We start from the raw sequence: 12,295 nt of genomic DNA, 5'->3' as shown, positions 1-12,295 counted from the left end.
TCAGGCCGCGCGCCTCAGCCGGTCAGCGCGGCCCGGGCATTCCGGCCCGGCGCGGGGCCGGACCCATGCAGGACGCGCCCCGCGCCCTCGGGCGCCGGGATTTCGGACGGGGAAGCATGAGGGCTCCTTGCGGACGATGTCCGCCTGGCAGATCCGGATCTGGGAAGACGACGCGCCCCGGGAAGAGGCGTCAGCGGTTGACCGCCTCTGCCCGGGGCAGAGCATGCGTGAGCGGCGAACCGCAGAAGGCCCGGACTCCGGCCATATGAAGGAGCGTCAACATGCGGCGAAGGTAGGCCCCGGGGGACGGCAAGACAAGAGCGCCCGGCAGATCCCGCGAATAGCCCCGTGGCGTGGCCTTTATGGCACGGTCCGTTGCAGCCGCTCCGCACCCGGCCGGGCTCCGACCCGGACCGGCGTTGTTGCACAACAGCGGCTTGAGGCACGCTCGCCCCTTCCCCCTTCGACTTCACGCCCCGCGGACGATCCCGGCCGTGCCGAAGGCGTTGAGCGGTTGATGACCGGACCGCCGGGCCGCTGAAATCCATATCCGTATCGCGCTGACGAACCGCTTCTCGGCCCTCGGTACGGCCGGGATCGTCCGGCGAACTGCGCGTTGTGCCGCTCGATGAAGCCGGGCAGGAAGGCGTTCCCGGCCCTCNCATGTCGCTGGAATGCCCTGCCCAAGCCGCATCTCCTTGACCAGCCGGTCCTGCAAGGTGCGGTTCGCCCGCTCGACCCGGCCCTTGGCCTGCGAGGAGTTGGCGCAGAGGATCTCGATGTTCAACTCGGCCAGCGCCCGGCCGAACTGCGTCATGCCATGGCCGGTCCGCGCGTCCTGCCTCGCCACGCGGAAGACCGAATGCTTGTCGGAGTAGAAAGCCGTGGGCCTGCCGTGCCGCGTCAGGTAGCACTCCAGCGCCGCGAAATAGGCGAAGGTGCTCTCGGAGGGCACGAAGCGCATCTCCATCAGCCGGCTCGTCGCGTCGTCGATGAAGACGAGCAGCGTGCAGGCTGGTGCGCGATCCTCGAACCAATGATGATCGGACCCGTCTATCTGAACCAGTTCGCCCAGGTGCTCGCGCCGCAGCCGCGGCTGGTGAAACCTCCGGCGCTGAGGACGCGACAGCCAGAGCCCATCCTCGACCATCCACTTCCGCAGCGTCTCCCGCGACACATGCAGGCCGTCGCGCTCGGCCAGCTTCTCGGCCGCGAGCGTGGGGCCGAAATCGACGTAGGTCTCCCGCACGAGGGCCAGCGCAAGGTCCCGCAATCCCGGCGAGAGGCGGTGGTTCGACGGTCGCCCGCGCAACCCGTGCCGCGTTGCCGCCGCGCCGTCCTCGCGCAACCGTCGCAGCAGACGCTGCACCTGACGCGGGCCGATCGCCAGCAGAACCGAGGCTTCCGTCGTCGTCATCCTCCGATCGAGCACCTTCGACAGGATCTCGATGCGGTTCAGTTCGCGCTCGCTCATCAGCACCCATCCCATGCCGCCGATCCTCCATTGTCCCGACAGGAAGAGGCGACAGTTCTACTTTGCTTGGATGCGACAATTCTACTTTGCGCTTACAACCGTCGAGCCGATAATGATAATTATGTAATAAAATCAACGAGTAAGGTTAAGGAATGACGAAGATCGCTAAGACCGTAACCGCTCTGGCGGCGGCGCTGACGCTCTCCGGTTGCGTGACCGGCGGCACCGCGACCGACATGGTGACGGCGGGCACCGGAATGCAGGGTCTCATGACCGCCACGCAGCCGCCCTCCAAGGACGACTATGCGCTGAGCTGTCCGGTCGTGCCCTGTCGTGCCGAGGACGGCCGAGTGTGCCGAACCGGTTGATCAGCGCATGTTCCAGCGGGCTCGCGGCCGTGGAGGCCTTGCCCGAGCGCGACAGGTGCCAGCCGAGAAGCTCGCGGGTAGCCCCGCTGATCTGGAGCAGGCTTGCATGATCCGACAACTGGCCGATGCCGGGCTCACGGTCGAGGCAATGCGCGACCTGCTGCCCTGCATCATCAGCCCCGAGCCGACGTTCCATCCTTGCGAGCGGCTGCGCGCCCGCCTCACGGATGAACTGGCAAAGCTCGATCGCAGGCTCGCCGATATATCGCGGTCGCAGGTCGCGGCTTACCTCGCCGGATTGCCCGGAGAGAACCCGCGCGGCATTGGCCTCGAGGGATCTGGGCGTGACCCCGGCGTTGCCGGTCCACGGCTCCAGTTCCGTCCGCAAGCGGAGGTGACCGGAGCCATGATACCCTCTCGTCCCGGCGCCGCGGGCGCCTCGCCCTTCTCGCCGAGCCGGTTATGTCGCATCCGTGAGGCGCGGATCGAAGGCTTCGCCGATCCGCTGCACCTGCTCCGCAAGGAATCCTTGAGGCCCAAACAACAGTTTTGTCACCTTAGGAGAACACACCCCCGATTAACATGTTATCTTTGCGGTCGCATGAATGATTAATCTTTCAGCGCCGACCACAAAACAAATCGCAATCACGATGCTGATTGCCTCCCCATTCTTGGTGGCGCTGGATCATTTTCTTGCGCGAAAAGCGGATCAAAGAGTTTTTTCGCACTCCGGCTATTTCTCGGAACGCGTTGCAGAGGCACACCTTAACTTTTCTGGACCAAGAGCGCAGGCCTGCCATGTGGGATACGAATTCCACGTTTACGCATATCAAACATGCTTTGTAATTCCAGCGGACATTTCGCTTTCTAAGTTAAGCGCACCCGATGAGAATATCAGGTTCGATTTCATATATCATAAGCCGCAGCCTTGGGTCACGGCATTCCGCCTTTCATCCGAATACTACTTTTCAGCTCCTGAGCTGGGTGAAACGCTGAGAACCATTGGCGCCGCCGAGGCAGATCAACGCGCCAATTAATTGTCGGTTGGGAGGCGGCGCGGGCGCGGATACCTCAATGGTGCTGGAGGACATTTGATGCGGATCCCAAATCCTTATCGCCGCCCGCATCTGGCGCTGGACATGAACACTCCCGCTTAATCATTCGCCTTAGCGGATTGACCTGTGCAGATTCCGCTGGGTCGATACACCGGCGCGATGTGGGGGCCGGCAAGCAGGACGCTAGGCAAGGCCGGCCGAGGCTGTGTGGAAACTCCTGTGTGTGGTAGACTTTCCGAGGTCGACAGGGGTTCGGGATGGCGGGATTCATCGAGGGGGTCGAGCGCAGCCAGACGTTGCTGTTCCCGGACCGGCTTGAGGATTGGATCAGCGAGGACGCCCTCGCCCGTGTCGTCGATCTTTTCGTCGGGGAGTTGGAACTTCCTTCGCTCGGCTTCGTCCGATCGGCTACGGCACGCACCGGTCGGCCGGGGTATCACCCGGCAGTTTTGCTCAAGCTGTTCATATATTGATACCTCAACCGTATCCCGTCGAGCCGCCGCCTGGAGCGGGAGGCTGGCTGGAACGTCGAAGTGATGTGCCCGACCACAAGACCATCGCCGACTTCCGGCGCGACAACGCCGTTGCCATCCGCAAGACCTGCGCGCAATTCATCGAGCTCTGCTGCCGGATCGGCGTGCTGAAGGGCGACTGCGTTGCCATCGACGGGAGCAAGTTCAAGGCGTTCAACAACCGCGACTGCAACTTCACCAAGGGCAAGATCGCCAGCCGGCTTGCGCACCTCGAAGCCGACGTCCAGCGTTCCATCAACGAGATGGTGCGGATCGACCGGCAGGAGGAGAGCGAGGCGCGGGCCGAGAAGATGGCACACCTCGCCCGCCGTTACGACATGCTGGCAGGAGCGGTCAGAAGAGGTGCCCGCGAGATCATTCTCCATGCGACCTCGGGTAACGATCCGGCCAAACCCACAAGCTCGTCAAGCGCCTTGACTTCGGCGTGGTCGGCGGCATTTTCGTGCGAGGATCCCAATGAACTATATGCCACGATGGCTGGCCAGGTGGTTGAGCCGAGCTCTCACGGCGGAAGATGATGTGATGGCATGTGGGGAAAGGTCTCGGTTGCGCCATTTGATAAAGTGCTGTTGTGCCGCCGTTGTAGCGGGCGGCATATTCCCGCTGGCTGCGCACGCGCAGGTCACCGCGCCCAAAATGACTTCGGCCGCGGCTCTCCTCGACTGGCTGGCGACGGAGGCGGAGGCGGGGGCAACCAGAGTTCGTCTGTCCGAAACCGGCACGATCTGCGTCGTGGGCCAGTACACCCGCGTCGATCGTTCGCTCAAGGAGTACGGCGTCGACGTAAGTGACAAAACGAACGTGCCGGAGAATAATGTCGCGATCGTATTAATCAATGGATCGGAAGTTTCGACGGCGCTGCACCGTCAGAACAAGCTTATATTCCATTATCTTGGTTGCTGGGAGGCTTCGCGCATTGAAATTGAACTCGAACCATTCGTTGCGCTGGATACGGGGTTCATCAACGTATGGATCCGACCGGACTTGAGATGAGGCGGCTCTATTTCGAGGGTTGAACGTTAAAATTTGTCGATCGGCCTGAACGCCAACCAACCGGTCACAGAACTGGTTGCCATGATTTCACTTCCGGTTCGCTTTCCTGTGGCACATAAACAGGTAAATGGCAGCGCCTGCGGGGAATGGCGGAAGTAACAGAAATTGCAGCCCTCTTGGCACAAAAATGAATGAGCTGATTATCCCGATAACTGCGATTCCAATTGTGCCAGGAATGAGAATTACATAAACCCCATCCTCAGGCCTGAATGTGCCGTAAATTTTGAGCGAAGAAAACATCTCCGCCATCTTCATGTGCATCCTGTAGTATAACAATCCATCTCCCCCAAGTTGGAGATTCTACGAGTTACTGCACTTCAAAGCCAATTTAGGGCAATCTCACGCCCAGCGACAACCGCGTGGTTGCAGAAAGTCACCTAGAGGCGTGACTGCCTGTTCCCCTGACGTCAGGTGGCGCGGACGATCTCGGCGGTGCCGATTGCGTCATCCCACCGCGCAAGAACGCCGAACCATGGAAGCCCGACACCGCTGGGGCCATGGCCCGCAACGAGATCCTGCGGACCTCGAATCGGCTCGGCAGGACCATCTGGCGACGATGGAGCGGGTATCACCGCAGAAGCTGCGCTGAGACCAAGATGCACCGCGCCAAGCTCTTGAGCCAGCGCCTCTCCGCGCGCGAGTTCGACCGTCAGGTCGCCGAATTCCAGGTCAGGGTTGCCGTCCTCAACGGCTTCACCGCACTCGGCACGCCCATAACAGAGGCCAAAGGATAGGTCCGTCCGGGGAAAGGGGAAGCACGCCTTTTACCCGAATTGTGCAACAGAGCCGCCGCACTTCACGAATAATTGTTGTGCGAATCGAAGCGGAATGCAACTCGTGGTTGTATCGCCGGACTGATTTCGGGCCGGCGTCCAGTAAGTGGAGAGTCCCATGAGAGTGCTATTTCTTGCCGCCGGTTGCGCATTGATGGTCATGACCGGGACCGCCGCCCTTGCGGGGGCCGGCGCGAATATGAACGCCTGCGTCTATCTCGCGGTCACGCCCGCGCAACCCATTACCTTCAGCTTCACCGCCGGTGGCAGCGCGGATCATTGCATGAACGATATCGGCCACGATGCTTCGGTCGTGGCCAGCCAGGCAGGCGTTTCCTGCGTTTCCGTGGGCTATGTCGAGGAAAAAGGCTCGTCGTCGGGCGGCGATACCTGCGCCACCGATACCTCGACCTGGATCCTGAGCTATTCGGCCTCGGCGGGCGGCTATTCCGGCTCGGTGCAGGCGCACATGTCGCATCCGATCTTCAGCTCGAACCATATCGAAATCGACAACGCCTCGCCCGACACCTACATCTGCTCGACCGGGCACCTGTGCAACTCGACCAAGTTGACATGGGATTCCGGCAGCCAGGGCCCCCTCTACATGATTTTCGAGCCCGGCGCGCACAACTGATCGCGCGCATCCCACCGACATTCTGACAATCGCTGCGGCCTGTCCGTAGGCCGCGGCCCCGTTTTCCATAGCCGGGCGCCCCAAGGCGTGAAACCGGACCCAGGGAGCATGTCATGACGTCGTCGCAATATCAGGGCTCGCAGGCCTATAACCAGTCGCTGCAAAGCAACGAATACATCAACAGGAATACCGGGTCGCTGGTGGTGTCGCTGCCGCTGGTGCAGTTGCGCGGGATCACCGACGCCATCGGCCTGTCGCTGACGCTGGGCTATTCCGCGGGGGCGTCGGGCCAGCTGGGCCTGCCGCAGGGCTGGGGCTGGGGGCTGCCCTTCGTCGCCGCCGGGCAATCGCTGACGGTCGAGGGCAAGACCTTTGTCATTGACCCCAGCTGGACCGACAGTTCGGGCTATCAATCCGGCCTGCGTTATCTGAACGACCATGGGCGCCTGTTCCAGACCGTCGTCCCGCCGCAGCCCGTTCCGGGCGGCGGCGGGACATACGGGTTCATGCTGCGCTATGACGACGGATCGATCAGCTATTTCGACGCCACGGGCAAGCTGATCGCGCATGCCGACCTTTACGGCAACATGCTGCGCTATGCCTATACCAACCCGCTGGGCGACGTGTTCCAGAACAGCCTAGCCAGCATCACCGACAGTTTCGGCCAGGTTGTCACGTTCGGCTATTCCGGCGGCACGATCGTGCTGACCCTGCCCGACGGATCGAGCGTGACCGTGGCGTTTTCGAGCCAGGGTGTACAGCATGTCACCAACCAGATCGGCGCGGTCACCGCCTTCAGCTATGCCTCGGCCTCGGGCACGACGGTCGTCGGCGCGATCACCTATCCCACCGGGATGACAACGACGCTGGCCTACACCGGCCTCCGCTACATCGACGCCGGAGGGAATTCCGGCACCCGCCCGGCCGTGCAGTCGATGACCCGGACCGGACCGGGCGGCGCGTTCCTGGACCGGAGCGACTACAGCTATGGCACCGCATCGGGCGGCAATACCTATACCGGGGCAACCGCGGGGTACCGGATGGGAACGGCCTCGGACGGGCTCATGGACAGCAACAACACCGCCTACCAGTACGACGTGCTGGAACAGCGCCGCGACGCGGGCGGCGCACTCATTGCCGCCAACCGGGTGTTCTTCAACTACCTGCACTGCCCGCTGACGGAGCATGCCTATCTGGTGGACGCAAACGGCCATGCGCAAGAGGCGCACCGCACCTCCTATACCTACGACATCGTCACCGACGCCCATGCGCGAAGCGTGAACATGAACAAACCGGTGACGACGGTGCACAGCGTCTATGACGCGGCGGGCGGCACGTGGTCCGACAATTCGCAGGCAGATGTCGCCTATGATCTTTATGGAAAGATCACGTCGAGCAGCCAGTACGACCTGAGCAGCGGCAGACCCCGGCTGACCGGCCAGCGGACGCACAGCTTTCTCCAGGTCGCGTGGGGAGGCGAGATGCCGCAGCGAACCGACTACGTCGATGCGGTCACCGGCCAGACGACGCGGATCGACTATGGGCTGACGGCCGACCAGAAATCCATCGCCGCCACCACCGTCTCTACCCAGGCGGCGGGCGCGGGCAGTTTCGCCCCCTACAAGACCAAGACCTTCCAGTTCGATCCCCGGGGCTGCCAGACCGGCTGGACCCTGACCTGGGCCCAGGGCTACAGCGGTCCCGAGGGGTCGGTCGCTTCGGTCGGCGAACAGACCTCCTACAGCTACGATGCCGCGTCGCATCAGCTGACCGTCGACACGACTGACGCCAACGGCCACACCCGGGTCGCGGTCTTCGACATGCGCCTGCCGGGCGGACCCTGCCTGAGCCAGACCAAACCCGGCGGCGCGCGGCGCAGCTATGCCTACGACCCGCTGGCGCGCCTGATGCAGGAAACCGACCCGCTGGGCGATGTCACGACCCATGCCTACACTCTGGCCGGAAACGGTGGCGGCGGCACCAACACCAGCACCGTGACCCAGTCCAACGGCTATGTCCTCTGCACGACCTACGATGCAAAGGGGCGCGCCGTCCTGATGATGGACAATGGCGATCCAACCCAATCGACGCCCAGCCTGTCGCGTACCCTGCGCCGCGTGAGTTTCAATGCGCTGGATCTGAAGGCGAGCGAGACCGACGCCACCGAACAGACCCTGACGATCAGCTATGACGCGCTGGGACGTCAGATCGCCCTGGCCGATGCCCTGGGCAATCAGAGCACGACCATCTTCGATGACGCGGCCCGAACGGTCAGCACCTCGATGAACGGCGATCTTCGCACGGTCATCACCCGTGACGGGCTGGGCAACACGATCCAAACCGACACCCATGCCGACAGCGGCTCACCCCAGGCGGGCCAGGTGCAGCGCGTGACCTCGGCCTATGACGGCTTTGGCCAAGTGGTGACCGAAACGCATTTCAGCATCACCGGCGGCAACGTTGTGCAGAATTCGGTCAAGACCTTCGCCTATACGCCGGACGGCAATTCCGAAGTTGTGGATTTCACCGGCACCCCCGCGACCGCCGCGTTGCAGGCGACGCGCTGCACCACCACGCAGCGCGACCTGAACGGCAATCCGATCCTTGTCACCCGCAACGTCAGCTATAACGGCGCGGCGCAGCCCCTCGTTGTCAGCGAGACGCTGACCTATGATCCGGTCGGCAACCTGATCGAGATCCGGAACCAGGCCGGGCAGATCGAACGGCTGAGCTACACGACCGACAGCGCCCTGCAAAGCCGCACCCGCTATGACGGCACCCAGACGACCTATGCCTACGACGCCGCAGGCCAGGTGCTGAGCGAGACCACAAACGGGCAGACGCGCACCTTCGCCTATCTTTCGAATGGCAGGATCGACCATATCACCGATCCGAGCGGCACCTTGCGCTATGCCTACTCTCTGGACGGCACGGCCTCGTCCGTGACCTATCCCGATGGCAAGACGCTGTCGCTGACCAAGGACGCCACCAGCCGGGTGGTGTCGATGACCCTGCCCGATGGCACCGCGGCAAGCTATTCGTACAACACCCTGAACCAGATCATCGCGCAGACCATGGGCGGGGTCACACTGAGCAACACCTGGGGCACGGCCAACCACGCCAACGGCGTGTTGTTGAAACAGGTGCTGGGCGGCGCGACGGCGCAGACCACGCAGTTCGGCTATGACGGATTCGGGGCAAACGACAGCGTCGCGGTCACCGACGGCGCGGGCATCGGCGTCCTGAGCGCCGCCGCCACCCGCGACGGCTGGCGGAACCTGGTGTCGCTGACGCTCGCCTCGGCTGTGAACACCGATCCTTCGGTGAACGTCGCGAAGACGATGAGCTATGACGGCCTGAAGCAGCTGGTGGGGATCACGCTGGCCCCGTCCGGCGGCGGGTCGCCGACCCAGGTAAGCTATGCCTACGATGGCGCCGCCAATGTGCTGACCCGCACCCGGAACGGCCAGCAGGAGAGCTTTGCCTACAACGCTCTGAACCAGATCACCTCGGGCGCTGCCGCCTATGACGCCAATGGCCGCATGGTCAGGGACGTGGACGGGTCGACCTATGGCTTCGACCCGCTCGACCGGCTGACCAATGTCGGCATGGCCTCGGGGCCCTCGATGTCCAACAGCTATGGTCCGCAGGGCGCGCTGGCCTCGGTGATCGACGGCAGCACCGAGGACAGGTTCTATCCGCTGGCCGGGACCATGGTGAGCGTGGCGGCGAATGCCCAGTCGGGCACGCCGGAATGGCACGGGCTCATGTGGGCGGGACAGATGCCCGTCGCGCGGGTCAGCGCCGGATCGGTCACCGCCTATGCGGCGGCGTCGAAATCGGTCTATGTGCACCGCACCTCGGCCAGCAGCAACGCTCTGGCCATCTCGGCCTATGGCACGGTCACACCGCAATCCGCGCTCGACCGCGCCAACAGCTTCAACTGGAATTCGCAGTTCACCGACCCGGTCAGCAACCTGACCTATCTCAGGGCGCGCTGGTACAACCCGGAAACCATGCGCTTCTTGTCGCTCGATCCGCGCATCACCATGAACCGGTACGCCTATGCCATGGGCAACCCGATCGCGAACTCCGACCCGCTGGGCCAGAGCTGGGAAGAGATCGTGGGGCTGATCGCCGGGGCCATCGTCGGCATCGGCGCAACCGTGCTGACCGGCGGGGTCGCGGGCGCAGCCGCGGCGGCGGTCTTTGGCACCGAATGCGTGGCCGCCAGCATCGGCGCGGGCGCGCTGGCGGGTGCCGTGGGCTCGGTCGCGGGGGATCTGACCAGTGCCGCGATCTCGGGCCAGAAGATCACCGGCGCGCGGGTCGGCATCGACCTGCTGAGCGGCGCGGTGGGGGGCGCGGTCGGCGCGGGCCTGGGCGGCGCGGCGGGCCGGGTCGCGATGCGCGGGGCGCTGAACGCGGGCTGGTCGCAGGCGGCGATCACCCGCGTCGGCCTCATCACCTCGGGCGCCATCGGCGGGCTGACCGGGGCCGCCGCCTCGGCCGGGGTCACCTCGGTCGCCTATCAGCAGCCGTTCTTCTCGACCGGGAACATCGTCAGCATGGCGGTGGGCTTTGGCGCCGGCGCGGGTGGCGGGATCCTGATGTCGGGCGCCTATCTGGGCAAGATAAACGCCAAGATCATTCCGGTGCCCATCGGCGAGGACGAACTGCACCTGATCACCCCGGCGGTCGACACGCGCGGCGCGGTGGGCGAGAACGAGCGCCTTCTGGTGATGGCGCCGCAGCCCGAGGCCGAAACCAGCGCCAACGGATTCCAGAGGCGCCCGGGCGGGTACAAATACGCGATGCGGCTGGATTTCGGCGAGGGCGAAGGCGAGGGCCGCCCGCTGATGGCGCCGGGGCGCGAGGAATCGGTGGACACCATCGCCGGGCATGGCGCGGGCAACACCATCTTCGCCAGCGTCGATGTGAGTGGCGACGGAGCCCCCGATTTCGTACGCCCGATCTCGGGCCGCAACTTTGCCCGGTATCTCGTGGACGAGGGCTGGCGCGAGCGTGAGGGGCCGATCAAGCTCATGTCCTGCTTTGGCGCCTTCCGCAATGCACGGGTCATCGCCGACACGTTGGGCCGCGATGTCTGGGCGGGTTATCCCGAGCTCGACCGCTATTCCTTCACCGGCTGGGTCCGCTTTCCGGCGCCGCATTAGGGTCAGGACTTCGGTGACGGGGCCGTTCCGGTCAAGCCGTTTGCGCATGGGGATGCTCGCTCCTCGATGTCACATCCGCCTTCCCTCGCCCGTCATGGGGGTGTCAGTTGCAAAAAGAGAGAGCGATGAAGGGCGAGCTTGGCAAGGGCGTGAAGGAGGGGCGGATCTGGGCCTATGTCCGCGACCAACGGCCCTGGTCGAGAGCCACGCCACCGGCCGTGGCCTATCACTTCTCGCCCGATCGCAAGGGCCAGCACCCGCAAAAGCACCTCGGGGCCGGCAATGGGATCCTGCAGGCCGATGCTAACGCCGGCCTCAGGGATCTTTATCTTGCGGAGGGGAACGGCGCGGCCCATTCTAGGAAGCAGCCTGTTGGGCGCATCTGCGAAGGGCCTTCTTCGAGGTCGAGAAAGAGACCGGCTCGGACATCGCCCGTGAGGCGGTGGACCGGATCGGAGCGCTCTACGACATCGAAGCGCAGATCAACGGCCGCAGTGCCGACGAGCGCCACGCTGTCCGGCAGGCGCACAGCCGCCCGAAGGTCAAGGCATTCAAGGTCTGGGCCGAGGAGAACCTCGACTATATCTCGGGCAAGAGCGATCTGGCGAAGGCGTTCCGCTACGTCCTGAACCGCTGGGATGCCTTCGGCCTCTTCCTCGAGGATGGGCGTGTAGCCATCGACACGGACGTTGTTGAACAGCCCCTTTCTCATCCTCCCTGCGGCTTAGGCGGCTTGTCCTTCCATGCCCCGACCATCTGCGCGTAAGCAAGTTCGGCCTGTGCGACCAGTTCGATTTCCCGATGCTGGATCTCCTTGATCCAGTAGTCGCGGCTGGGACCCGCTGGCGCGTGAGCCCTGGCGGCGACGGCACGCAACTCCAGCTTGCGCATCTTCACGGCCACGAAGGCGGGACGCGCCCAGCGATACGGGGGCTCCTTCGTCAGCAACTGCCAGATCAGGGCCGCGATCTTGCGGGCGGTGGCCACGGCCGCGACGTTGAACGGACGGATCTTCTACAGCCTGGCCGAAGCCCGGATCGTGATCAAGACCTGGCGCCAGCATTACAACACGAGGCGCCCGCATTCATCGCTGGGCCACCGTCCCCCGTCGCCACTGGCCGTGCAGTGGCCGGCTTCGCCAACCGCACCCTCTACGCCGGCCACCTCAACCGTGGCGCCGAGACCTGTCATGCACTTAAAACCGTACCACCCCATGGGGGCGGGCCAC

At 64.1% G+C, this 12,295-nt stretch carries 7 protein-coding genes and 6 pseudogenes; 11 read left to right on the top strand and 2 right to left on the bottom strand.

Features of this window, described 5'->3' with window-relative positions:
- Positions 1 to 603: 603 nt before the first annotated feature.
- Positions 604 to 1,489, bottom strand: a pseudogene (locus RSP_RS22150) (ISNCY family transposase); the annotation flags it as partial.
- A gap of 137 nt (positions 1,490 to 1,626) precedes the next feature.
- Between RSP_RS22150 and RSP_RS22145 the strand changes: the two are divergent.
- The 10 genes and pseudogenes from RSP_RS22145 (at position 1,627) to RSP_RS22715 (ending at position 11,833) form a co-directional block, all read left to right on the top strand.
- Positions 1,627 to 1,842: a hypothetical protein gene (locus tag RSP_RS22145; protein ID WP_017140434.1), complete on the top strand. Its 216-nt coding sequence runs from the start codon at positions 1,627 to 1,629 to the stop codon at positions 1,840 to 1,842.
- 106 nt (positions 1,843 to 1,948) lie between these two features.
- Positions 1,949 to 2,455, top strand: a complete 507-nt coding sequence (locus tag RSP_RS22625; protein ID WP_227590704.1) for a MerR family transcriptional regulator — start codon at positions 1,949 to 1,951, stop codon at positions 2,453 to 2,455.
- Positions 2,448 to 2,879, top strand: coding sequence for a hypothetical protein (locus RSP_RS22135; protein WP_147176091.1), 432 nt, complete (start codon positions 2,448 to 2,450; stop codon positions 2,877 to 2,879). The genes RSP_RS22625 and RSP_RS22135 overlap by 8 nt, the downstream gene beginning before the upstream one ends.
- Positions 2,880 to 3,154: 275 nt before the next feature.
- A pseudogene (locus RSP_RS22130) lies at positions 3,155 to 3,771 on the top strand (transposase); the annotation flags it as partial.
- Positions 3,772 to 3,976: 205 nt separating this feature from the next.
- Positions 3,977 to 4,423 (top strand): hypothetical protein, encoded by a 447-nt coding sequence (locus RSP_RS22125; RefSeq protein WP_227590703.1) that lies wholly within the window; start codon positions 3,977 to 3,979, stop codon positions 4,421 to 4,423.
- Between the two features lie 491 nt (positions 4,424 to 4,914).
- A pseudogene (locus RSP_RS22120) lies at positions 4,915 to 5,217 on the top strand (IS5/IS1182 family transposase); the annotation flags it as partial.
- 157 nt (positions 5,218 to 5,374) lie between these two features.
- Positions 5,375 to 5,890 carry a hypothetical protein gene (locus tag RSP_RS22115; protein WP_011836270.1) on the top strand — a complete coding sequence of 172 codons (516 nt, stop codon included), beginning with the start codon at positions 5,375 to 5,377 and terminating at the stop codon, positions 5,888 to 5,890.
- A gap of 113 nt (positions 5,891 to 6,003) precedes the next feature.
- A complete protein-coding gene (locus RSP_RS22110; RefSeq protein ID WP_011836269.1) occupies positions 6,004 to 11,067 on the top strand; it encodes an RHS repeat domain-containing protein in 5,064 nt (1,687 codons plus the stop codon).
- A 125-nt stretch (positions 11,068 to 11,192) separates the two neighbouring features.
- Positions 11,193 to 11,375 (top strand): annotated as a pseudogene (locus RSP_RS22720) (IS66 family transposase); the annotation flags it as partial.
- A gap of 134 nt (positions 11,376 to 11,509) precedes the next feature.
- The gene (locus RSP_RS22715) at positions 11,510 to 11,833 is read left to right on the top strand and encodes an IS66 family transposase (RefSeq protein WP_017140438.1); all 324 of its coding nucleotides are present in this window, start codon (positions 11,510 to 11,512) and stop codon (positions 11,831 to 11,833) included.
- On the opposite strand, the pseudogene RSP_RS22095 reads toward RSP_RS22715, so the two are convergent.
- Positions 11,776 to 12,066, bottom strand: a pseudogene (locus RSP_RS22095) (hypothetical protein); the annotation flags it as partial. The gene RSP_RS22715 and the pseudogene RSP_RS22095 overlap by 58 nt on opposite strands.
- Here RSP_RS22095 and RSP_RS22800 point away from each other — a divergent pair.
- Positions 12,065 to 12,259, top strand: a pseudogene (locus RSP_RS22800) (integrase core domain-containing protein); the annotation flags it as partial. The pseudogenes RSP_RS22095 and RSP_RS22800 overlap by 2 nt on opposite strands.
- Between the last annotated feature and the right edge of the window lie 36 nt (positions 12,260 to 12,295).

Source organism: Cereibacter sphaeroides 2.4.1 (assembly GCF_000012905.2).
Classification (GTDB): domain Bacteria; phylum Pseudomonadota; class Alphaproteobacteria; order Rhodobacterales; family Rhodobacteraceae; genus Cereibacter_A; species Cereibacter_A sphaeroides.
This window is presented reverse-complemented; position numbering and strand designations above follow the sequence as displayed.